Source organism: Cupriavidus sp. D39 (assembly GCF_026627925.1).
GTDB lineage: Bacteria > Pseudomonadota > Gammaproteobacteria > Burkholderiales > Burkholderiaceae > Cupriavidus > Cupriavidus ulmosensis.
This window is the reverse complement of record NZ_JAPNLE010000009.1, coordinates 3,574,067-3,597,023: the sequence shown is the minus strand read 5'-3', so window position 1 is coordinate 3,597,023 and position 22,957 is coordinate 3,574,067. Positions and strand designations below refer to the sequence as shown.

At 66.1% G+C, this 22,957-nt stretch carries 11 protein-coding genes and 4 pseudogenes; 3 read left to right on the top strand and 12 right to left on the bottom strand.

What is annotated here, in order from left to right:
- Positions 1-80: 80 nt before the first annotated feature.
- From OMK73_RS38460 to OMK73_RS28850, 4 genes and pseudogenes are all read right to left on the bottom strand, one after another.
- Positions 81-1,049: pseudogene (locus OMK73_RS38460) on the bottom strand (circularly permuted type 2 ATP-grasp protein); the annotation flags it as partial.
- A 225-nt stretch (positions 1,050-1,274) separates the two neighbouring features.
- Positions 1,275-4,817, bottom strand: coding sequence for a DUF2126 domain-containing protein (locus tag OMK73_RS28860; RefSeq protein ID WP_267605035.1), 3,543 nt, complete (start codon positions 4,815-4,817; stop codon positions 1,275-1,277).
- A 137-nt stretch (positions 4,818-4,954) separates the two neighbouring features.
- A pseudogene (locus OMK73_RS28855) lies at positions 4,955-5,688 on the bottom strand (tetratricopeptide repeat protein).
- A gap of 92 nt (positions 5,689-5,780) precedes the next feature.
- Entirely contained in the window at positions 5,781-6,356 is a 576-nt protein-coding gene (locus OMK73_RS28850) for a MarR family winged helix-turn-helix transcriptional regulator (RefSeq protein WP_267605034.1), read from the bottom strand.
- Positions 6,357-6,644: 288 nt separating this feature from the next.
- Here OMK73_RS28850 and OMK73_RS28845 point away from each other — a divergent pair, with 288 nt between their 5' ends.
- The 3 genes and pseudogenes from OMK73_RS28845 (at position 6,645) to OMK73_RS28835 (ending at position 11,128) form a co-directional block, all read left to right on the top strand.
- Positions 6,645-7,592, top strand: coding sequence for a Bug family tripartite tricarboxylate transporter substrate binding protein (locus OMK73_RS28845; protein WP_324291828.1), 948 nt, complete (start codon positions 6,645-6,647; stop codon positions 7,590-7,592).
- 142 nt (positions 7,593-7,734) lie between these two features.
- A pseudogene (locus tag OMK73_RS28840) lies at positions 7,735-9,284 on the top strand (sulfatase-like hydrolase/transferase); the annotation flags it as partial.
- Between the two features lie 296 nt (positions 9,285-9,580).
- Positions 9,581-11,128, top strand: a complete 1,548-nt coding sequence (locus tag OMK73_RS28835) for an IS3 family transposase (protein WP_267605032.1) — start codon at positions 9,581-9,583, stop codon at positions 11,126-11,128.
- 72 nt (positions 11,129-11,200) lie between these two features.
- On the opposite strand, the gene ltrA is transcribed toward OMK73_RS28835, so the two are convergent.
- The 8 genes and pseudogenes from ltrA to OMK73_RS28795 form a co-directional block, all read right to left on the bottom strand.
- Positions 11,201-12,508, bottom strand: coding sequence for a group II intron reverse transcriptase/maturase (ltrA, locus tag OMK73_RS28830; protein ID WP_267605030.1), 1,308 nt, complete (start codon positions 12,506-12,508; stop codon positions 11,201-11,203).
- Between the two features lie 1,433 nt (positions 12,509-13,941).
- Positions 13,942-14,637 (bottom strand): two-component system response regulator KdpE, encoded by a 696-nt coding sequence (gene kdpE, locus OMK73_RS28825; RefSeq protein WP_267605029.1) that lies wholly within the window; start codon positions 14,635-14,637, stop codon positions 13,942-13,944.
- A 1-nt stretch (position 14,638) separates the two neighbouring features.
- Complete coding sequence (locus OMK73_RS28820; RefSeq protein ID WP_267605027.1) at positions 14,639-17,572, bottom strand: DUF4118 domain-containing protein; 2,934 nt, start codon at positions 17,570-17,572, stop codon at positions 14,639-14,641.
- 376 nt (positions 17,573-17,948) lie between these two features.
- A pseudogene (gene kdpC, locus OMK73_RS28815) lies at positions 17,949-18,565 on the bottom strand (potassium-transporting ATPase subunit KdpC).
- A 57-nt stretch (positions 18,566-18,622) separates the two neighbouring features.
- Positions 18,623-20,851, bottom strand: a complete 2,229-nt coding sequence (kdpB, locus tag OMK73_RS28810) for a potassium-transporting ATPase subunit KdpB (protein ID WP_420715597.1) — start codon at positions 20,849-20,851, stop codon at positions 18,623-18,625.
- A gap of 11 nt (positions 20,852-20,862) precedes the next feature.
- A complete protein-coding gene (gene kdpA / locus OMK73_RS28805) occupies positions 20,863-22,683 on the bottom strand; it encodes a potassium-transporting ATPase subunit KdpA (RefSeq protein ID WP_267605025.1) in 1,821 nt (606 codons plus the stop codon).
- Positions 22,683-22,772: a K(+)-transporting ATPase subunit F gene (gene kdpF / locus OMK73_RS28800; protein WP_006164365.1), complete on the bottom strand. Its 90-nt coding sequence runs from the start codon at positions 22,770-22,772 to the stop codon at positions 22,683-22,685. Before kdpF ends, kdpA begins: the two co-directional genes overlap by 1 nt.
- The gene (locus OMK73_RS28795) at positions 22,772-22,939 is read right to left on the bottom strand and encodes a hypothetical protein (protein ID WP_267605022.1); all 168 of its coding nucleotides are present in this window, start codon (positions 22,937-22,939) and stop codon (positions 22,772-22,774) included. Before OMK73_RS28795 ends, kdpF begins: the two co-directional genes overlap by 1 nt.
- Positions 22,940-22,957 lie beyond the last annotated feature (18 nt).

Below are 22,957 nucleotides of genomic sequence, written 5' to 3'. Positions count from 1 at the left end.
CCCAACGGCTGCGCCATGCCGCGCGGGTAGGTTGGCATCAGGAAGGCTTCGGTGAATTCCCCGAGTGCCTCCTCGCGCGCCGTGGCCTCGCCGCACCACCAGCTGGGCACGCCCGGCAGCAACAACTCCTCGCCCAGCAACGCGCGGGAAATGGCCGGCAGGAAGCCGTGGATGGCCGGCGTCTCCAGGAAGCCGGATCCGGGCGCGTTGGAGACCAGCACATTGCCCGCGCGCATCGCCTGCAACAGCCCGGGCACGCCGAGCGTGGAATCCTGGCGCAGCTCGACCGGGTCGCAATAAGAATCGTCGAGACGGCGCAGCACCACGTCGACGCGCTCCAGCCCGGCCAGCGTCTTCAGGTAGACCACGTCGTTGCGCACCGTCAGGTCCTTGCCCTCGACCAGCGTGATGCCGAGGTAGCGGGCCAGGAAGGTGTGCTCGAAATAGGTTTCGTTATAGGGCCCCGGGGTGAGCAGCACGATGTGCTTGCTGACCGTGGCGGCGGCGTTGACCGCGGATTCCGGCGCGGGTGGCTGCGCCGCGGGCTGCTGCGCCAGCGTGGCCACCAGTTGCGAGAATGCGGCGGGCAGGCGCCGCACGCGCAGCTCGCGAAAGGCGTCGGCGAACAGGCTGGAGATGATGAGGCGGTTCTCCAGCGCGTAGCCCATCCCGGAAGGCGTCTCCGTGCGGTGGGCCATCACCGTCCAGCCGCCCTCCACGGTATGCGCCAGGTCCACCGCCACGATATGCAGGAAGTTGCCGCCCGGCGGCTGGTAGCCCTTGAGCGGGCGCAGGTAGCCGGGATGGCCAAAGACCAGGCCGGCCGGCAGCAAACCCTTGGACAGCAAGGTCTGCGGCCCGTAGATGTCGGCCACCATGGCGTTGGCCAGCTCCGCGCGCTGCGCCACGCCGCGCTCGATTTTCTGCCAGTCCTCCTCGGCAACCAGGAAAGGCAGCAGGTCAAGCGCCCAGGCGCGCGCGCCGGCCTTGTCCGTGTAGTCGGCGTAGACGTTGTAGGTCACGCCGTTGTCGCGGATCTGGCGCGCCATGGCGACGGCCTGCTGGTCGAGGCCTTCGACGCCCTCCTCGCCCAGCACCTTGAAAAAGCTCGCCCAGGGCTCGCGCAACCCGTCCCCGCATGCCCCCAGCTCATCAAGATGCCCAGGTGGCACCGGCCGCGCGCGGTGCATCACCGCGTCGACGGCAGGGGCGGTTTCATCAAAAGGCAGTGACGGCTGGAGAGGCACGGGGCGCGACTTTGGGGGCGTGCCGGATCAGCGTTGTCGCAAATCCAGCGTGAACGGAAACTCGAGGCTGCGCCGGGGCGGTTCCACGCGCATCACGCCCGGCGTGTGGCCAAGTGTGAAGAAGCGTGTCAGGCGCCGGCTCTCAGCCTCGTACGCATTGACCGGGAAGGTCTCATAGCTACGCCCGCCCGGATGCGAAACATGATACTGGCATCCACCGATGCTGCGCCCCATCCATGTGTCGACAACGTCGAAAGTCAGCGGTGCATGGGAGGCAATGGTGGGATGGAGCGCAGACGGCGGCGCCCACGCGCGGTAGCGCACCCCGGCCACGAACTCGCCGACGCGCCCGGTGGGCTGCAGCGGCACCGCGCGGCCGTTGACGGTAACCACGTGGCGGCTGTCGTTCATGCCCAGCACGCGCACCTCGATGCGTTCCAGCGACGAATCCACATAGCGCACGGTGCCGCCGGCACTGCCCTCCTCGCCCATCACATGCCAGGGCTCGAGCGCGGTGCGCAGCGTCAGCGACAGGCCGCCGGCCGCGAGCTCGCCCACGCGCGGGAAGCGGAACTCGAAGTGCGGCGCGAACCAGGCGTTGTCAAACGCAAAGCCGGCTTCGCGCATCTCGGTGAGCACGTCCTCGAAATCCATCTGCACGAAGGTGCCTAGCAGGAAGCGGTCATGCAGCTCCGTGCCCCAGCGCGTGAGCCGCCCGCGATAGGGCTCGCGCCAGAAGCGCGCCACCAGCGCGCGCAGCAGCAACTGCTGCACCAGGCTCATGCGCGCATGCGGCGGCATCTCGAACGCCCGCAGCTCCAGCAGGCCGAGGCGGCCGGTGGGGCCGTCGGGCGAGTAGAGCTTGTCGATGCAGAACTCGCTGCGGTGGGTGTTGCCGGTGACGTCGATCAGGATATTGCGCAGTGCGCGGTCGACCAGCCAGGGCGGCATGTGCGCGCCAACCCCTCCCTCCGGGCCGGAGATCCGGTCGAGCTGGTGCTGCAGTTCGGCAAAGGCGATCTCGAGCTCGTAGAGCTGGTCGTTGCGCGCCTCGTCCACGCGCGGCGCCTGGCTGGTCGGGCCGATGAACATGCCCGAGAACAGGTAGGACAGCGAGGGATGGTTGTGCCAGTACGCAATCAGGCTGGACAGCACATCGGGGCGCCGCAGGAAGGGGCTGTCGGCCGGCGTGGCGCCGCCCAGCACGAAGTGGTTGCCGCCGCCGGTGCCGGTGTGCCGCCCGTCGAGCATGAACTTCTCGGTGCTGAGATAGGTTTCGTGGGCGGCCTGGTAGAGGAATTCCGTGTGGTCGACCAGTTCGTCCCAGTTGGCGGCGGGATGGATGTTGACCTCGATCACGCCCGGATCGGGCGTGACCTGCAGCAGCTTGAGGCGCACGTCGCGCGGCGGCGGGTAGCCTTCGAGCACAATCTTCACGCCCAGCCCGGCGGCGGTGGCTTCCACCGCGGCCAGCAGCTCCAGGTAGTCCTCCAGCACGGTCAGCGGCGGCATGAACACATAGAGCATGCCGCGCTTGTCGCCCGCTGCCGCTTTCTCGGCCTTGGGGCCCGCGGCACGGCTGGGATGGCGCACTTCCACGCACAGCGCCGTGCGGGTGATCCAGCCCGCGGATTCACCGCGCTCAGGCACCCGCGCCAGGTCCGCCGCCAGGGCGGCGGGCGCGACCGTGCCGCCGATCGTGCCTGTCCCCGGCTTGGCCCCGGCAAGCCTGCCGGCACGCGCAGCCGCTGCCGAGCCGGGCGCGGGGTAGGCCGCGGTGCTGGCGCGGAACTCCGCCGCCTGGCCAGGCTCGGCGCCTGGGGCGCCAAGCCCCGGCAGTTGCGCGCGCAACTGGGCCCCGGTGGGCAGCGGCGAGCGCGCCGCGAACGGGTCCTGGTCGAACTGCCACGGGTAGTCCGCCTCGCTCACCCAGGGCAGGGCGTCCAGCGGCAGGCGGTAGCCCATCGGCGAATCGCCGGGCAGCAGGTACATGCGGTCGTCGCGGAAGAACCACGGCCCGCTGATCCAGCGGTGGGCGGCCAGCGCCGGGCCGTCTTCCTCGCCGGTGCGCCGCAGCGGCAGCACGTAGCCGGTGGGCCGCGCCAGGCCGCCATCGAACACGCGGCGCAGGCGCATGCGCTCCATCTCGTCGTCGAGCCGTGCTTCCAGCGGGTCGACGTTGACCGGCAGGCGGCGCTCGCGCCAGAGGTAATACCAGGTGTCCTCATAGCCCGCCTGCACAAAGCCGGGGTTCAGCCCGAGGCGGGTGGCCAGGCTATCGAGGAAGCGCCGCGCGTCGGCCTCGGTATAGTCGGCCGGCTCGCGCTCGTCGGCGAACAGCGACGGGTCCTGCCAGCAGGGCTGGCCATCGGCGCGCCAGCAGATCGACAGGGCCCAGCGCGGCAATTGCTCGCCCGGGTACCACTTGCCCTGGCCGAAGTGCAGGAAGCCGCCCTTGCCGTAGCGCGCGCGCAGTTTATGCACCAGTTCGGTGGCATAGGCGCGCTTGGTGGTGCCGAGCGCATCGGTGTTCCATTCCGCGCCATCGCGATCCTTGACCGCGACAAAGGTCGGCTCGCCGCCCATGGTCAGGCGCACATCCTGCGCGTTGAGCTGGAGGTCGACCTCGGCGCCCACGGCCGCCACCGCCTGCCACTGCGCCTCGGTATAGGGCTTGGTCACGCGCGGCGATTCATAGATGCGGGTGATCGACATCTCGTGGTGGAAGGTCACCTCGCTCTCGTCGACCGCGCCGCTGACCGGCGCCGCGCTGCCCGGCTCGGGCGTGCATGCCACCGGGATATGGCCCTCGCCGGCCAGCAGGCCGGAGGTAGGGTCAAGCCCGATCCAGCCCGCGCCGGGCAGGTAGACCTCGCACCACGCATGCAGGTCGGTGAAGTCCACCTCGGTGCCGCTGGGGCCGTCGATGGATTTCACGTCGGGCGCCAGTTGCAGCAGGTAGCCGGACACGAAGCGCGCGGCCAGCCCCAGGTGGCGCAGCGTCTGCACCAGCAGCCAGCCGGAATCCCGGCAGGAGCCTGCACCGGTCGCAAGAGTCTGCTCTGGCGTCTGCACGCCCGGCTCCATGCGGATCAGGTAGCGGATGTCCTCTTGCAGGCGCTGGTTTAGCGCCACCAGGAAATCGCTCGTGGTCTGCTTGTTGCGCGGAATGCTCTCCACGAAGGCGGCAAAGCGCGGCGTCGGCTCGCCCTTGACCATGTAGGGCGCCAGCTCGTACGCCAGGCCGGGCTCGTAGGTGAAAGGAAAATTCTCGGCGTAGGGCTCGAGGAAGAAGTCGAAGGGGTTGTAGACCGCCATCTCGACCACCAGGTCGACGGTGATCTTGAACTCAGTGGTCGGCTCGGGGATCACCAGCCGGGCGAGGTAGTTGGCGAACGGGTCCTGCTGCCAGTTCACGAAGTGCTGCTCGGGCTCGATGCGCAGCGAATACGAAAGGATCGGCGTGCGGCAGTGCGGGGCAGGACGGAGCCTGACCACCTGCGGCGAAAGCTTCACGGGCCGGTCGTACCGGTAGTGGGTGACATGGTTCAGTGCGACGTGTGTTGCCACTAGTGCCTCCCATTGGCGCAGGTTTCGTGTTGTTGTCTCAAGCAAGAGTTGTACCGCCCCCGGATGCACACACAGCATGCGCGGCGTACGCCTGGGCAGCGGACCCTCCATGGCATCATGCTCAGGCTACCGCAGCATTACATCGCGCCAGCCTGTTTTGCCTTCAGTCCCTGCTCTATCAGTGAGCGCAGCTTGGCCAGCGCCCCGGGTCACCGTGCGCGGCGGCGCGCGCGTACCAGATCTTGGCCTGCTCGATGTCCTTCTCGACCACGCCGGGCTCGCCACGCTCGTAATAGCTGGCGACGATGTACTGGGCACCGCCGTCGCCCGCCGTGGCGGCGCGCGTGTACCACTCGAAGGCCTTGCCATAGTCCCGCGCGAGGCCCCGCCCGGTGAAGTAGTTGGTCGCCAGTTCCACCTGCGCCTGCACATGGCCGCCTTCGGCAGCGCGGCGGTACCACTGGTTGGCGGACTCCAGCGAGCGCGGCACCAGTTCGCCATGCTCGTACATCTCGCCAAAGGTGAACTGGGCCTGCGTCATGTCGTTCTCGGCCGCGCGGTGCAGCCAGATCAGCGCCTCCTCCTGGCGCACCGGCGTGCCCTCGCCGCGCAGCAGCATCATGGCGTAGTTGTACTGCGCGAGCCGGTTGCCCTGCTGGGCCGCCTTGGCAAAATCCCGCAAGGCCGAATCGAAGGCGCCGGCGTCGTAGGCGGTCACCGCCTGGCGCGTCAGTTCCTGCGCTGGTGCCGGGGGCTGGCGCGCGGCCTGGGCGTGCTGGGAGGCCAATAGGTACAGGGGAAGAGCGGCAATAAAGAAGGCAGCGCGCAATCGCGAAGGAAAGCGGGAAGGAAAGAGACGGACAAGCGGCATGGCAGGCTCCAGGCAGGGCACGCGCTGACTCCAAGTGTACAAGTGTAAGACTCGAAAGTCGCCAGGTGCAGTCGGAAGCGGCCGGCCAAACCTTACGGTTGGCGCCACCAGTCCTGCGCCGGTTGCGTGGGCGCAGGTACGCTGCTGGGCAGCGCTTGCGCCTCGGCGAGCAAGGCTTCCGCCTGCACATGCAGCCGGGACAGGCACCGCGCCAGCACCCGCGCCTCCTCCGCATCCAGGCAGGCGGCCAGGCGGGCGTTGAAGGCCTGCGCCTGCGCAAAGGCAAGCTGGTAGACCACCTCGCCCTCGTCGCTAAGCACGAACGCCGCCGCCCGCCGGTCCTGCTCGCGCGTGGCGCGCTGCACCAGCCCGCGCGCCATCAGCGCGTGCACGGCGCGGCTGGCCAGCACCTTGTCCAGCCCTGCGCTTTGCGCCAGCTCCGTCAGGCGCGTGCCCGGCTGCTCGCCGAGGAAGGCCAGCATGCGCCACTCGCGCCGGCTCACCCCGGCCGCGGCGCGCAGGTGATGCCCGCTGGCTTGCAGGGCGACGCGGGTCAGGTGATAGAGGCGGTAGTTGAGGAAATCCGCCAGCCGGGCGGGATGCTGCAGCGTTTGACCTGCGTCCCGCGCTGGCTCCCGCGCCTGCTCGCCCACTTCGCTGCCATTCATGCCGCACCCGCAAATTTAGTTGATTTTGTCAATTATATGGGTGGGTGTTAGCGTCTGTGCCGCTACATAAGAACCGGCGGGCCGCGCGCAAAGCGCACCCGCCGGGGTACAGCCGGGCAGGATGAACCCAGGAACGAAACGCGCACATCGATGCGCGAAATCCTTCTTTGGCGCCCGCGGGCCGTATCGATAAATTGGCCGGCTTCCCGCCGCTGCCGAACCAACAGAACAGGAGAACCCGTGAAACCCGCCAAACTGCTGCGCGCGCTAGTCCCCACCCTCGCCACCATGACCACACTGGCCGCCATGTGCCTCGCCAGCGCGCCGGCCAGGGCCCAGAACGACCGCCCGCTGCGCATCCTGGTGGGCTACCCCGCCGGCGGCACCGCCGACCTGGCCGCCCGCCTGATCGGCGACAAGCTGCGCGAGGAACTCAAGCAAACCGTGGTCATCGAGAACAAGCCCGGCGCGGGCGGCCGCCTGGTCATGGACTATGCGCGAACCCTGCCCGCCGACGGCAACACGCTGGTGGTCGCCAACTCCGCGGTGATGACCATCGCCCCGCTGGTCTACCGCAAGCTGAACTACGACATCCAGCGCGATTTCGCGCCGGTGGCGCAAACCGCCAACTTCCAGCTGGCCCTGGCCACCGGCCCCGGCACGCCGGCCAGGACGCTCAAGGAATACATCGAGTGGCTCAAGGCCAGCCCTGCCAAGAACAATTCCTACGCCTCGCCGGCGCTAGGCAGCATTCCACACTTCTTTGGCTTGCTGATCGGCAAGCAGGTTGGCGTGGAGATGCTGCACGTGCCATTCAACGGCTCGGCACCGTTGATGAATGCGCTGGTGGGCGGGCAGGTGCCGGCCTCGGTCGATACGCTCGCCGATCTCACCGAGATGCATCGCGCGGGCAAGATCCGCGTACTGGCAAGCTCAGGGACGCAGCGCTCGGTGGCATTGCCGGATGTGCCCACGTTTACCGAGCTTGGCTATAAGGACATCGAAGGGCTGGGCCGGTACGGGTTCCTGGCGCCGGCCGGCGTGCCGAAGGCAACGATCGAGCGGCTGAATGCGGCGATCGTGCATGCGGTGCAGTCGGCGGATCTGAAGGAGCGGTTCCTGAAGCTGGGGCTGGAGCCGCAAACCGGGAGCGCGGAGCAGTTCGGGAAGGTGCTGGCGGCGGATGCCGGGCGGTGGGGGCCGGTGGTCAAGGCCTCTGGCTATACCGGCGATTGAAAATGTTCCGGCAGATTTCATACAGATTATTCATTTCATGAATGTTATTTGATGCATGGATGAAATCCTCATGAGTATTCGCTCAGTTATCTATTGAATTGATGCCGATCAGGTCAGCGGCCTGACCGGCTTCAACAAAACCATGTCCACACGAAACACCCTCTTCATCATGTGCGACCAGCTACGCCAGGACCACCTGGCCTGCTACGGCCACCCCACCCTGCGCACCAGGAATATCGACGCCCTCGCCGCGCGCGGCGTGCGCTTCACCAAGGCATTCGTCACCTCCGGCGTTTGCGGCCCGAGCCGCATGAGCTTCTACACCGGGCGCTACCCGAGCAGCCACGGCGCCACCTGGAACCGCGTGCCGCTGTCCGTCGGCGAAGTGACGCTGGGCGAATACCTGAAGGACAGCCACCGTGCCCTGGCGCTGGCCGGCAAGACCCACGTCATGCCCGACAACGCCAACATGAAGCGCCTGCACCTCGACGGTGGCAGCGAGCTGGAAACGTTGCTGCGAAGCGGGCACTTTGTTGAAGTCGACCGCCACGACGGCCACCACGCCGAGCCGCACGGCGCCTACGCCGAGTGGCTGCGCAAGCAGGGCTACGACAGCGCGGACCCCTGGACGGACTACGTGATCAGCGCCGAGAACGCGCAAGGGAGATCGTGTCGGGCTGGCAGATGCGCAATGCGGGCTTGCCGGCACGCGTGGCGGAGCCGCATTCGGAGACGGCCTATACGGTGGGCCAGGCAATGCAGTACATCGCCGCGCGCGGCGATGATCCCTGGGTGCTGCACCTGTCACTGGTCAAGCCGCACTGGCCCTATATGGCGCCCGCGCCCTACCACGCGGCTTACTCGCTGGACGACTGCCTGCCGCTCAAGCGCCACGACGCGGAGCTGGACAACCCGCATCCGGTGCTCGACGCGTACCGCACGCAGGAAGAGTGCGCCAACTTCATGCGCAGCGAAGTCTCGGACACGGTGCGTCCCGCCTATCAAGGCCTGGTGCAGCAGATCGACGACCGGCTCGGCGAGCTGTGGGAACAACTGGAGCGCCTGGGCCGCTGGGAAGACACGCTGATCGTGTTCACGGCAGACCACGGCGACTTCCTGGGCGACCACTGGCTCGGCGAGAAGGAGCAGTTCTACGACACCGTGCAGAACATCCCGCTGATTGTCTACGACCCCTCGGCCCAGGCCGACGCCACCCGCGGCAGCACGGATGCGCGCATGGTCTCGGCCGTGGACGTGGTGCCGACGGTGCTGGACGCGCTGGGCCTGCCACCGGCCGACCATCGCGTGGAAGGCCGCTCGCTGCTGGATCTCACGCGCGAGCGCGGCAATGGCCAGTGGCGGGACTTCGTGGTGTCGGAGCTGGACTACGCCTATCGCGGCGCGCGGATTGCGCTGGGCCGGCAACCGGGCGAGTGCCGGGCGTGGATGGTGCGCAATGCGCGCTGGAAGTATGTGCACTGGCAGGGTTTCCGCCCGCAGCTGTTCGACCTGGAACGCGACCCGGATGAGTTCTTCGACCTGGGCGAGGATGCCAGCCACGAAGCCATCCGCTCGGCGATGCGGCTGCACCTGCTGGAATGGTTTTGCACGCTCAAGCCGCGCACTACGGTTAGTCATGGGGAGGTGGTGGCCAAGACTAATGTTTATAAGCAGGCGGGGGTGTTTTTGGGGTGTGGTGAGGGTAGGGGGAGGGTGTGGACTGCAACTGCAACTGCAACTGCAACTGCAACTGCAACTGCAACTGCAACTGCAACTGCAACTGCAACTGCAACTGCAACTGCAACTGCAACTGCAACTGCAACTGCAAAATCAGCTTCAAATTCAACGGCTTAACTTCAAAAGCAACTGCAGTTTCACCTCCCCTTCGGGGAGGCGACCTACTTTTTTGTCTTGCCCTCCATGTCAGGATACTTGTCGTCTCCGTCTTCTTTGATGAAGCAAAATGGAGGGTGGTGTGCGACTGGAAGATGAAACGATATACGGCCGAGCGCCGGGAGTGGGCGGTCGAGCAGATGATGCCTCCGCTTAACCGATCGGTAGTGGAGTTGGCCAAGGCCACGGGGATCACGACAGTGACCTTGCGGACTTGGCGCGAGATGGCGAGAGCTGCAGGAAGAATTGTGCCGGGTGACGGGAAGCAAAGTGATCAATGGTCCAGTGCGGACAAGTTTCGCGTGGTGCTGGAGACGGCGCCACTGAGTGAGGCGGAACTGTCGGAATACTGCCGGATGAAGGGCATCCAGCCGGAGCAGATCCGGCAATGGCGCGAGGCGTGCGAGCAGGCTAATGCGGTGGCACCGGCCAAGCGAAGCCTGGCGCAGCGCCGGGAAGACGAAGCGGCGCAGAAGCGTGTACGAGAACTGGAGCGCGAGCTCAAGCGCAAGAATGCGGCGCTGGCGGAAACGGCAGCGCTGCTGGTACTGCAAAAAAGCCGCAGCGATCTGGGGACGGGACGAGGAAGACTGATCAGCACCCCGGATCGCTTTGAAGCCATACAGTTGATCGATGAAGCGGTGAGCGCCGGGGCGCGACAGGCAATGGCCTGCGAAGCGCTGGGCTTGACCGAGCGAACCTTGCAGCGCTGGCGGCATGCCCCTGCCGATAAGCGGCTTGAGGCGCGTCGCGACGCGCCTGCCAACAAGCTCAGCGAAGCGGAACGGCAGGCATTGCTGACGGCGGCGAACCAGCCTGGCTATGCCAGCCTGACGCCGCACCAGATCGTGCCGAAGCTGGCGGACGAAGGGATCTACCTGGCGTCGGAATCGACGTTCTACCGGGTCCTGAAGGCGGCGGGACAAGGCAGACGGCGTGGCCGCAGCAAGGCCCCGAGCGCTCGTCCGTTGACGACGCACCGGGCGGAAGGTCCGAATCAGGTTTGGTGCTGGGACATCACTTGGCTACCGACCACAGTCAAGGGACGGTTCTTCTACTGGTACATGATGAAGGACATTTACAGCCGCAAACTGGTCGCCAACGAGGTGCATGAGAGCGAGTCGGCCGAGCATGCCAGCCGTCTGCTGATGCACGGTTGTTTGCGCGAGCAGACGGCGGGCCGCCCGCTGGTGCTGCACTCGGACAATGGCACGGCCATGAAGGGGGCGAGCATGCTGGCAACGATGTATGACTTGGGCGTGGTGCCGTCCTACAGCCGGCCCAGGGTGAGCAACGACAACGCCTACGCCGAAGCGTTGTTCCGCACGGCGAAGTACTGCCCGCTGTGGCCGGAGCGCCCGTTCGAGAGCCTGGAGCAAGCGCGTGCCTGGGTGCTGAGCTTCGTGCGTTGGTACAACGACGAGCACCGCCACAGCAGCCTGAAATACGTCACGCCAAGCCAGCGGCATCAGGGCAAAGCCACTGCCCTGCTGGCGCAGCGCACGGCGCTGTATCAGGCCGCGCGAGCCCGGAACCCGCAGCGTTGGGCTGCGGGCATCCGTAACTGGCAGCTAGTCGATGCCGTGTACCTGAACCCGGAACGAGCGCAGCAAAACGTGGGGGATTGCAAGAAAGCAGCGTAACGGCTGAGGGTCGAGTGGCCCGAGGGAACTGCCCCCTCAGGCTCTCACAGATCCGTACGTGAATCTCTCGATTCATACGGCTCTTCTTGTCCGCCGTTCTTCGAAACAGAAATCCCAGTGCGCGAACAGCTGAGGAAGACTTTCCCGACATCGTTTGAGCCACGCCCAAGATCCTCGTTTATGTCCTCTCAACCGCTTGTACTTATTTCGCGCCCACCTGCCAAGCCGTAAGTCTATTCTGATCAAGAACTGTTTCAGCCGCTCTGGATAGAAAGCACCGTAGTAATTCACCCATCCCCGTACCATTGGGTTTATGCGCTGCGCCAGTTCGCGCAGCGTCATTGAGGTACTTCGATTGAGACTCATGCTTCGGATGGCCTGAGACATGCGCGTTAGTGCCTTTTGACTTACCGCAGGTCCGAATCCGTTGAACAAATTTCCCGCTCGGTCCTGTACCGTCCGAGCGTGAAAGCTGAATCCAAGGAAGTCGAACTTTGTATGGATATGGTCCTCTCGACGTCGTCCATCTTTGCAGTAAACCAAGCGCGTCTTTTCCGGGTGTAGCGAAAGCCCACAATCGGTAAGCCGTTCCCTCAAGGCAGACAAGAACTGTTCCGCCTGATGCTTCGTCCTGCAATGACAAACCACATCGTCGGCATACCGTTCAAACGGCACCTCCGGATGCTCGGTCTGGACCCATCGATCAAACGCATAGTGAAGAAAGAGGTTAGCCAACAATGGACTGATCACCCCGCCTTGCGGAGTGCCTCTATCCCGAGCAACCAATTCCCCGGTTTGCTTCTGCACCGGGCTCTCTAGCCAGCGTCTAATGTAGAGTCGTACCCATGGCTCCGTGACATGCTTTTCTACCGCACGCCTGAGAAGCTCGTGGTCGATGGTGTCAAAGAAGGATTTCAAGTCAATATCGACTACCCAATCGTAGCGCCAACAGTTCCTTCTCGCTTGCGCCACAGCTTGCTTCGCCGATTTGTTCGGCCGATAACCGAACGATGATGCATGGAATATCGCATCGATTCTCGGCTCCACCATTAACTTGACCGCCATCTGCGCCACTCGGTCAGTGATGGTCGGTATCCCGAGAGGACGAAACCCGCTCCCCTTCGGAATCAGCACCTCTTTGACCGGCTGGGGAAAATAACTCCCCGAACTCATTCGATTCCACAGGGCGTATAGATTCCTTGCCAAACGATTTCGGAAGATTTCAATACTTTCGCTGTCCACGCCCGGCCCGCCTTGATTGGCGGCCACACGCTTCCAGGCTTCCCAAATCAACCGCTTGGGTATCTCGAACGACTTGGCGTCGACCCTGGAATCCTCCCGCATCGCGGTTGTTCTATGGTCTCTGCCGGACAAGGTCATGCCTTCGCTCCAGAGGTCATTACAACCCTTTCACCGCTACTACGCATGACTCCGCCCCTGTGCCTCGCATTGGTACTCTGACTCTCACGGGTTCTCCGCTTGAGTTTCTCCCTTAGCATCGAGACGACAGGTTCCCAAGTTCCGTATCCATGCCTGCAGGAAGGTCGCGCCATCTCTATGCCGGATGCCGTCAGACCCACCTCCAGGTTGCCGTCTGACTTATCCCGAGGTGTTGTCGAGCCCTCGGTTTTGACATCATTGCAATTCTCGACACTTCTTCGATGGTTCACTTGCGTTCGCCTCCTCCTTGCCTACCTGACGAGATTCATCCCGCCTTTTCCCTTGACGCTCACCACAACCGCTCTTAACGGCTGCAGCTCAGGGTGGTTTGGTATCACCGCCTGATCGGCGAAACCGAGGGGCCTACCCTCATCACAGATACAGCATGTACGACGACGTACTGTCGCTTTCCTTCTTGGCACACCGACAACTACCTTGACACACGCCGCTTGCCAAAAAAGTAGGCAAAAAAGGCGCGCCGGATGGGGCGACTACCCCTCGGGATTCGACGAAAAGAGCGGCCGGGACCCAAACTCGCATCGCCTTAAGGCGATACTCAAACATGGGTCCCTCTTTTCCGCTCTTTTCGTCGAATCCCGAGGCGCCCCATACGGCCTAGGTAAACCTCGACGGCTCGCTACGCATCGCGCATGGGTGTTTCCCGCCTGACTGGCGGGAAACACGGCCGAACCAGCGCGAGCGCGATGTCCTCAAATCACCATTCGGTGTAGCCTTGATTCCCGCCCCCAGGCGGCAATCACCCGCCCGCGATGCGCAGCTGAGCATCGCCTTAAGGCGATGTGAGTTTGGCCTCCGGCCGCTCTTTTCGTGAAGTCCCGAGGCGCCCCATACGGCCTAGGTAAACCTTGACGGCTCGCTGCGCATCGCGCGTGGGTGTTTCCGCCCCTCGGGCGGGAAACACGGCCGAACCAGTGGGAGAGCGATGTCCTCAAATCACCATTCGGTGTAGCCGTGATTCCCGCCCCTAGGCGGCAATCACCCGCCCGCGATGCGCAGCGAGCCGTCAAGGTTTTCATCTCCCGTTATGGGGCGCCTCGTCGGCAGGCAAAAAGAGCGGAAACGAGGAGGCCATGTTTGAGTATCGCCTTAAGGCGATGCGAGTTTGGCCTCCGGCCGCTCTTTTTGCCTGCCGACGAGGAGTCTTTCGCCCCATCCGGGTCGCCTTCTTTGCCTACTTTCTTGGCGAGACAAGAAAGTAGGTCGCCTCCCCGCAGGGGAGGTGAAACTGCAGTTGCCCTTGACGTTAAGCAGTTGAACTTGAAGCTGATTTTGCAGTTGCAGTTGCAGTTGCAGTTGCAGTTGCAGTTGCAGTTGCAGCTAATCTTGCAACCAACAACCACTCCCCCACTCCCTCACCCCACAAACCGATACCCCACCCCCACCTCAGTCATCAAATGCGAAGGCTGCGCCGGATCAGCCTCCAGCTTGTGCCGCAAATGCCCCATATACACCCGCAAATAATGGCTGCTCTCCGAGTGCGCCGGCCCCCATACTTCACGCAGCAGTTCGCGATGCGTCATGACCTTGCCGCGATGCGCGATCAGCACGGCAAGCAAGCGATACTCGATCGGCGTCAGGTGCACATCCTGCCCGGCGCGGGTGACCACGCGGTTGGCCAGGTCGATCTGCACCTCGCCAAAGGCGATCTGCGGCGTGCCTTGCGGATTGGTCTTGGCATGCCTGCGCAGCAGCACGCGCACGCGCGCGATCAGCTCGCCCACGCCGAAAGGCTTGGTCAGGTAATCGTCCGCGCCGGCGTCCAGCGCTGCGATCTTGTCGTCCTCGCCGGAGCGTGCCGATAGCACCAGCACGGGCACTTCGGTCCAGGTGCGCATCTCGCGGATCAGCGTCATGCCGTCGCCGTCGGGCAGGCCCAGGTCGAGGATCACCACGTCGGGCTGGCGCGTGCCGGCATCGATCAGGCCGCGCTTGAGCGTCTCGGCCTCATGCACGGCGCAGCCTTCTGCCTGCAGCGCCTCGCGCACGAAGCGCCGGATATGCGGCTCGTCTTCGACCAGCAGGACAGTCGGCGAAAATTCAAATGCCATTTCAGTTGGACTCCTTGTTCGCCGCATCGTGCGCGACCAGCCCAGCGCCGTTTCCGTGCGTGGCGTGTAGCTCCGGCTCAAGCGACTCGGATGGCTCGGGCTCGATCGCAGGCGGATTGCCGCGCGGCAGCGCCACGACAAAGCGTGCGCCAGTGTGGTCCGCGTTCACGCTCTCCACCCAGATGCGCCCGCCGTGCACCTGCACGATGGCTTCGCACACGGCCAGGCCGAGGCCAACGCCCGCGGTCGCGGACTCGCGCTCGCCGCGCGTGAATTTCTGGAAGATCGAAAGCTCCTGCCCGCGCGGCACGCCGGGGCCGTCGTCCGCCACCGCGAGCCGCACCTCCGCTTCGACCACTTCGCCGGAGATGCGGATGCCGGTGCCCGGCGGCGTGTACTTGGCAGCGTTCTCCAGCAGGTTGCACAGCACGCGCTCCATCAGTACCGCATCGCACTCCACCAGCGGCAGCGCCGATAAATCAGCGACCGACACGCGGTGCCGCGACAGCGCATCGCGCATGCCGGCAAGCGCCGCGCCGACCAGCTCTTCGAGCGACTGCCACTCTTTTTGCATGCGCACGTCGCGGCTTTGCAGGCGCGCCATGTCGAGCAGGTTGACCACCATGGTGCGCATGCGCAGCGCCTGCTCGCGCATCGCGCCGACCGTTTCCGACAGCGACGGCGGCAGCGGCGGCTCCGCGCGCTGCATGGTCTCGGCCATGCCGATCAGGCTGGTCAGCGGCGTGCGCAGATCATGCGAGACCGCGGCCAAGAGCGAGCTGCGCAGCCGCTCCGATTCCATCGACACCAGCGCCTGCTGCGCCACCGCCACATAGTGCAGCCGCTCGATGGCGATCGCGATCAGCGTGGCGAACACATCGATCTGCCGGCGCCGCTCGGGCCGCGCGAAAGCGCGCCACTCCTGCGGCTCCACCGCCAGCACGCCGCGCGTCTGCATGGGCGCCTTGAGCGGCAGGTAGAGCACGGTGCTGCCCGGCAGCGTGTGGGTGCCGGTGCCGGCAGGCTGGCCGTGATCGAACACCCATTGCGCCAGCACGGGATCGATCGCGTCGCTGCCGCGCTGCGTGGGATCGATCACGGGCGGCATCAGCCGCCCCTTGGCCGAGACCAGGAAGAATGCCGAGCGCGCGCCAAGCGCGGCTTGCAGGAAGCGGCTGCTGATGTCGATGATCTGCTCGGGCATCAAAGCGGCGGACAACTCGCGCGCCAGCTCGTACAGGGTGCGCGCATCGGTTTCGCGCTCCACCGACACCTGCGCTTGCTCGCGCAGGCCGGCAGTGAGCTGGCCGATCACAAGGCCCACGGCAAGCATCACCACGAACGTCACCAGGTACTGCACATCGCTCACCGAGAACGACATGCGCGGCGGCACGAAGAAAAAGTCGAAGGCCGCCACCGACACCACCGAGGCCAGCGCGGCGGGCCCGCGCCCGTGGCGCAGCGCCACCGCCACCACGGCGGCCAGGAACAGCATGGCGATGTTGACCAGCTCGAACCACGGGCGCGCCACCGCCGACAACAAGCTGGCGCCCGCGCACCACGCGATCGCCCACAGGTAGTCCACGCGGTGCGCCACCACGCCGCTGACGTCGTTGCGGGCCGGGTCCTCGCGCACGTCGGCGCGCCCCAGCTCCGGCTGCGCGCGGCCGCGCGTGTCGGCGCCCATGGCATCGGCGGCAACGCGGATCACGTCGATCTCGGGGCAGCCCAGGGCCAGCGAATCGGCAAAGCTATGGCGCCCGAACAGCCATGCGCGCGCGCCCAGGAACGGCGCCAGACTGAGCGCGATCAACGCGCGGCCACGCGCCAGCAGGCCGCCGCCGCCGGGGCGCCAGTTGCCGGGTGCGCGCCCCACCACCACCTTGGTCAGGTTGTGGCGCCGCACATAGCCCGTCACCGCCTGCACGATATCGCTGCCGGCCAGGGTTTCGGTGCGCGCGCCGAGCTCTTCCGCGAGCCGCATCGCCTCCTGCACGTTGGTGCGCTCATGCACGGCAAACGGCGCCAGGCGGGGCGTGGCCACCGTGACCACATGCCAGTCGCAATCCAGTTGCCCGGCTAGCCGGCGCGCGCTCTTGACCACCTGCCCGGCATCGTCGCCGGTGCCGATGCACGCCAGCACCGCTTCGCGCGTGCGCCACACCGGGCGGATCGATTCGGCATGGCGGTAAGCGCGCACGTCATCGTCGACGCGGTCGGCGGTGCGGCGCAGCGCGAGCTCGCGCAACGCGATCAGGTTGCCCTTGCGGAAGAAATTGGTGGCCGCGGTGCGCGCCTGCTCCGGCAGGTAGACCTTGCCGTCACGCAGCCGCCGCAGCAATTCGTCGGCGGGCAGGTCCACCAGGATGACTTCGTCGGCGTCGTCGAAGACCGTGTCGGGTACCGTCTCCCACACGCGGATGCCGGTGATGCCGCCCACCGCCTCGTTGAGGCTGTCCAGGTGCTGGACGTTGACGGTGGTCCACACATCGATGCCGGCCGACAGCAATTCCTCGATGTCCTGCCAGCGCTTGGGATGGCGGCTGCCGGTCGCGTTGGAGTGCGCCAGCTCGTCGACCAGGATCAGCGCCGGGCGCCTGGCCAGCGCGCCGTCCAGGTCGAACTCCAGCAGCACGCGATCGTCGAGCTTGTGATGCGGCATGGCCTTCATCGGCAGCCGCTCCAGATCCGCGATCAGCGCCTCGGTCTCGGCGCGGCCATGGGTCTCGACCACGCCGATCACGACATCGCTGCCCTGCTCGCGCAGCGCCCGCGCCGCGGTGAGCATGGCGAAGGTCTTGCCGACGCCGGCGGAAGCGCCGAAATACACACGCAGCTTGCCGCGCGCGGCGCGCTCGCCCTCCTCCTGCATGCGTTGCAGCAGGGCATCGGGATCGGGCCGGTCGGGGGCGTCGCGCTGGGCGGTGTCAGGCATGGTGGGGGTCATTGCCCGCAGAGCAGGATGGATGAAAACGATTGTGCCACGCCTGCGGTCAAACGCCGCGCGAATAGCGCGCCCGGGGCGCATGCCGAAGCAGCAGAACAGGCCAAAAACCGCGCGCTACGACGACGGCTGTCTCTCCCTCTCCCCTCATGGGGAGAGGGTTGGGGAGAGGGGCGGTTTGGCTAGGAGCCACTTGAAGCGGAGCCCCGGGTTTTATCCAGCACGACGGCATGACGAGCGCCCGCCCTCTCCCCCAACCCCTCTCCCACAAGTGGGAGAGGGAGCGAACCGGCGGCATTGAACGGAGCCGACGGATGGGCCAGCGCAGCCGCCATGACGATGGCGGAGCGAACCAGTAGCCCCAAACTCATCGCTTCTCCGCATCCAGCGCCAGATTCAACTAAGCACATTCACCACCGGATCGCCCATCACCGCGAGCAGCGGCTTTTCCGTGTTGGCCGCAACCAGCGCCTGCACGCGCTCCAGCGGCAAGCCGCGCACCCGGGCCACGCGTGCCGCCTGGTACTGCGCCGCGGCAGGGCTGATCTGCGGATCGAGGCCACTGCCGGACGCCGTGACCAGATCCACCGGCACCGCCGCCTTGTTGCCGGGATCTGCCTCGCGCAGCGCGTCGATACGGGCGCGCGCGGCATCGGTCAGGGCCGGGTTGCTCGGGCCGAGGTTGGAGCCGGCGGAAGCCGCCGCGTTATAAGGCATCGGCGCGGTGGCCGACAAGCGGCCCCAGAAGTACTTCGGGTCCGAGAACGGCTGGCCGATCAGTTCCGAGCCGATGGCACGGCCGTCCTTGACGATCAGCGAGCCGGCCGCTTCATGCGGGAACACGGCGCGCGAGATGCCGGTGATCACGCCGGGGTACAGCAGGCCGGTGACGGCCGAGAGCACGACAAAGATCGTCAGCATGGGGCGCAGCAGGCCACCCTGGATGGGCGTGGCGGGCTGGGCGGGTTGGACTTGCGTATTCATGGATTGCTCCGTTTATGTGCAGCGCGTGCGATGCTTGCGATGCGTTCAATGCTGCGCTCAGACCCAGCCGAACAGCGTGAGGATCATGTCGATCACCTTGATGCCGACAAAGGGCACCAGGATGCCGCCGAGGCCGTACACCAGCAGGTTGCGCCGCAGCAAGATGGCCGCACCGAGCGGGCGATACACCACGCCGCGCAGCGCCAGCGGGATCAGCACCACGATGATCAGCGCGTTGAAGATCACCGCCGACAGGATGGCCGAGGCCGGCGTGGACAAGCCCATCACGTTGAGCTGGTTGAGCTGCGGGTACGTGGTGGCGAAGGCGGCCGGGATGATGGCGAAGTACTTGGCCACGTCGTTGGCCACGCTGAAGGTGGTCAGCGAGCCGCGCGTCATCAGCATCTGCTTGCCGATCTCGACGATCTCGATCAGCTTGGTCGGATTGCTGTCGAGGTCGACCATGTTGCCGGCTTCTTTCGCCGCCTGCGTGCCGCTGTTCATCGCCACCGCCACGTCGGCCTGCGCCAGCGCCGGGGCATCGTTGGTGCCGTCGCCGGTCATCGCCACCAGGCGGCCTTCGGCCTGGTAGTCGCGGATCAGCTTGAGCTTGGCTTCTGGCGTGGCTTCGGCGAGGAAGTCATCGACGCCGGCTTCCGCTGCGATCGACGCGGCGGTGAGGCGGTTGTCGCCGGTGATCATCACCGTCTTGATGCCCATCTTGCGCAGCTCGCCGAAGCGCTCGCGAATGCCGGACTTGACGATGTCCTTGAGTTCCACCACGCCGAGCACGCGCACGTTCTCGCCATTGCCGTCGGTGCTGGACTCAGCCACCACCAGCGGCGTGCTGCCGGCGCGGGCCACGTCGTCCACGGCCAGCATCACGGCGTCGGGGAACTTGCCGGCACGTTCGGTCACATACTTGCGCACGGCGTCGGCGGCGCCCTTGCGCACGCTGCGGCCGCCGGCATCCACGCCGCTCATGCGGGTCTGCGCGGTAAACGGCACGAAGATCGGGCGCAGCGCGCTGATATCGGGCGTGGCGGCGCCGGCCTGCTGGCGCGCCAGCGTGACGATGCTGCGGCCCTCCGGCGTTTCATCGGCCAGCGACGACAGCCAGGCGGCTTCGGCCAGTTGCTGCGCCGACACGCCGGGCGCGGCGATAAAGCGCGAAGCCTGGCGATTGCCGTGGGTGATGGTGCCGGTCTTGTCGAGCAGCAGCACGTCCACGTCGCCGGCGGCCTCCACCGCGCGGCCCGAGGTGGCGATCACGTTGGCTTCCATCATGCGGCTCATGCCGGCCACGCCGATGGCCGACAAGAGGCCGCCGATGGTGGTCGGGATCAGGCACACCAGCAGCGCGATCAGCACGGTGATGGTGACGGGCATGCCGGCCTTGGCGACGAACACGCTGTACACCGAGAACGGCTGCAGCGTGGCGGTGGCCAGCAGCAACACGATGGTCAACCCGACCAGCAGGATGGTCAGCGCCAGCTCGTTCGGCGTCTTCTGGCGCTTGGCGCCTTCCACCATGGTGATCATGCGGTCGATGAAGCTCTCGCCCGGATTGGTGGTGATGCGCACCACGATCCAGTCGGACAGCACGCGCGTGCCGCCGGTGACCGAAGAAAAGTCGCCGCCGGATTCGCGGATCACGGGAGCCGACTCGCCGGTGATGGCGCTCTCGTCCACCGAGGCCACGCCCTCGATCACGTCCCCGTCGCCGGGCACCATGTCGCCGGCCTCGACCAGCACCACGTCGCCACGGCGCAGCGCGGCAGCGCCGCGCGGCTCGGTGGCGCCGGCGGCGCGGTAGTCGCGCCGGCCTTCCTTGATCAGCTTGGCGGTGACGGTGGTCTTGAGTCCGCGCAGCGCTTCGGCCTGCTGCTTGCTGCGCCCTTCTGCCAGCGCTTCGGCAAAGTTGGCGAACAGCACGGTGAACCACAGCCACACCGACACGGCCAGGATAAAGCCGGCGCTCTCGCCGCCCGCCGTGGCGGGCGAGAACAGCGCGCGCAAGAACAGGATGGTGGTCAGGATGCTGCCCGCATAGACCACGAACATCACCGGGTTGCGCAACTGGTCGCGCGGCGAGAGCTTCTTCACCGCATCGAGCAGGGCGGGCTTGACCAGCTCGGGCGCGAACATGCCGCCGCGCGCCGGGCGATGATGGCCGCCACTCTTTTGCGCGGCCAGGCCCGGCGTGACCACGCTGGTTGCCTGGGTTGTGTTTGCCGGTGCCACGCCGGCGTTCTTGCCGCCCGTCACCATGGATTCTTGTTGCATGCGTTTCTCCATTACTTGCTCGCAGCCGAGACCACCGGCGCCTGCAGCTGCTCCGCCACCGGGCCCAGCGCCAGCGCCGGGATATAGGTGAGCGCGCCCACCATCAGCACCGAGCCGACCAGCAGCACCACGAACAGCGGGCCGTGCGTGGGCATGGTGCCGCCCGTCACCGGCAGCCTGCGCTTGGCGGCCAGCGAGCCCGCCATGGCCAGGATCGGCACGATGATCCAGAAGCGGCCGAACCACATCGCGGCGGCCAGCAGCACGTTGTAGAAGGGCGTGTTCGCCGACAAGCCGCCGAAGGCGCTGCCGTTGTTATTAGCCGCCGACGAGAGCGCGTAGAGGATTTCCGAGAAGCCGTGCGTGCCGGGGTTGAACACGCCCGCGCGGCCGGGCTCCACCATCACCGCCACCGCCGTGCCCAGCAGCACCAGCAGCGGCGTGACGAGGATCGCCACCGCGGTCATCTTCATCTCATAGGTTTCGATCTTCTTGCCCAGGTACTCCGGCGTGCGGCCGATCATCAAGCCCGCGATGAACACGGCGAGCACCGCGTACACCAGCATGCCGTACAGGCCCGAGCCAACCCCGCCGAACACCACCTCGCCAAGCTGTATCAGCAGCATCGGCACCAGCCCGCCGATGGCGGTGAAGGAGTCGTGCATGGCGTTGACCGCGCCGCACGACGCTGCCGTGGTGATGGTGGCGAACAGCGCGGTGGCGGCGATGCCAAAGCGCGTTTCCTTGCCTTCCATATTGCCGCCCGCCTGCAGCGCGCTGGCCGCGTGGTCGATCGGCAAACCCGCCAGCGCAGCGTTGGCCTGCTGCTCGGAGGCCGCCGCGACGCATGCCATCACGATGAAGATCACCGCCATCGAGGCCAGGATCGCCACGCCCTGGCGGCGGTCCTTGACCATCTCGCCGAAGGTGAAGCACAGCGCTGCCGGGATCAGGAAGATGGCCAGCATCTGGATCAGGTTGGCGAGCTCGGTCGGGTTCTCGAAGGGATGCGCCGAGTTGGCGTTGAAGAAGCCGCCGCCGTTGGTGCCGAGCATCTTGATGGCTTCCTGCGAAGCCACCGGGCCCATTGCCAGCGTCTGCTTGTCGGTCTTCATGGCCTCCATCACCGGCGCGCCCTTGGCGTCGAGCACGGGCTGGCCGGCTGCGTCCACCTTGGGCTGGCTGTATTCGATGGGCGTGACCAGGCTGACTTCCTTGTAGCTGTCGAAATTCTGGATCACGCCCTGGCTGACCAGCGCCAGCGCGATCGCGGCGGCAATCGGCACCAGCACGTAGAGCGTGCAGCGCGTCATGTCCACCCAGTAGTTGCCGATGGTGGCCGCGCTCTGGCGCGCGAAGCCGCGGATCAGCGCGAACACCACGGCGATGCCGGTGGCCGCCGAGAAGAAGTTCTGCACCGTGAGCGCCAGCATCTGCGTGAGATAGCTCATGGTGGATTCGCCCGCGTAGCCCTGCCAGTTCGTGTTGGACACGAAGCTGATCGCGGTATTGAAGGCGGAATCCGGCGAGACCGCGCCGAAGCCTTGCGGGTTGAGCGGCAGCCAGACCTGCACGCGCTGCAGCACATAGACCGCCACCACGCCCAGCATGTTGAAAGCGATGACCGCGATGGCATATTGCTTCCAGCCCATCTCGGCATTGGCGCGCACGCCGGCCAAGCGATACAGCACGCGCTCGAACGGGCGGCCCCAGGCCGTGGCGCGGTAGCGGTCGTCTTCCATCGCGCGGCGGATATAGCGCCCCACGAAGGGCGCGAGCGCCAGCAGGATGGCAAGGTAGAGGACCAGTAGTCCCAGGAATTCGGTGGACATCAGAATTTCTCCGGCCGGAACAGGGCGATCAGGAGGTAGATAAAGACAGCAACGGCGAGCACGCCGCCCAAGAGGTCAGCCCAGTCCATCACAGCCTCCTGTCCGTGGCGCTGTCCTTGCGGCGCGCGTCGGCGGCGTCTGCGCCCGGTCCCTCGGACGCTCCCGGCGGTTTGCCTGCGAGCGCGGCGCACAAGAGCAGCAGTGCGCCAGTCAGCGCACCAAACAGCAACAAACCAATGAAATAGATCCCGTCCATGGCAACACACCGTGAGTG

What these genes read in the sequence shown, in the direction of transcription:
- kdpB (WP_420715597.1), bottom strand. Translation starts at nt 20,851, where the DNA reads ATGCAACAAGAATCCATGGTGACGGGCGGCAAGAACGCCGGCGTGGCA.
- OMK73_RS28845 (WP_324291828.1), top strand. Translation starts at nt 6,645, where the DNA reads ATGACCACACTGGCCGCCATGTGCCTCGCCAGCGCGCCGGCCAGGGCC.
- kdpE (WP_267605029.1), bottom strand. Translation starts at nt 14,637, where the DNA reads ATGGCATTTGAATTTTCGCCGACTGTCCTGCTGGTCGAAGACGAGCCG.
- kdpF (WP_006164365.1), bottom strand. Translation starts at nt 22,772, where the DNA reads ATGGACTGGGCTGACCTCTTGGGCGGCGTGCTCGCCGTTGCTGTCTTT.
- OMK73_RS28795 (WP_267605022.1), bottom strand. Translation starts at nt 22,939, where the DNA reads ATGGACGGGATCTATTTCATTGGTTTGTTGCTGTTTGGTGCGCTGACT.
- OMK73_RS28820 (WP_267605027.1), bottom strand. Translation starts at nt 17,572, where the DNA reads ATGCCTGACACCGCCCAGCGCGACGCCCCCGACCGGCCCGATCCCGAT.
- kdpA (WP_267605025.1), bottom strand. Translation starts at nt 22,683, where the DNA reads ATGTCCACCGAATTCCTGGGACTACTGGTCCTCTACCTTGCCATCCTG.
- OMK73_RS28850 (WP_267605034.1), bottom strand. Translation starts at nt 6,356, where the DNA reads ATGAATGGCAGCGAAGTGGGCGAGCAGGCGCGGGAGCCAGCGCGGGAC.
- OMK73_RS28835 (WP_267605032.1), top strand. Translation starts at nt 9,581, where the DNA reads ATGAAACGATATACGGCCGAGCGCCGGGAGTGGGCGGTCGAGCAGATG.
- ltrA (WP_267605030.1), bottom strand. Translation starts at nt 12,508, where the DNA reads ATGACCTTGTCCGGCAGAGACCATAGAACAACCGCGATGCGGGAGGAT.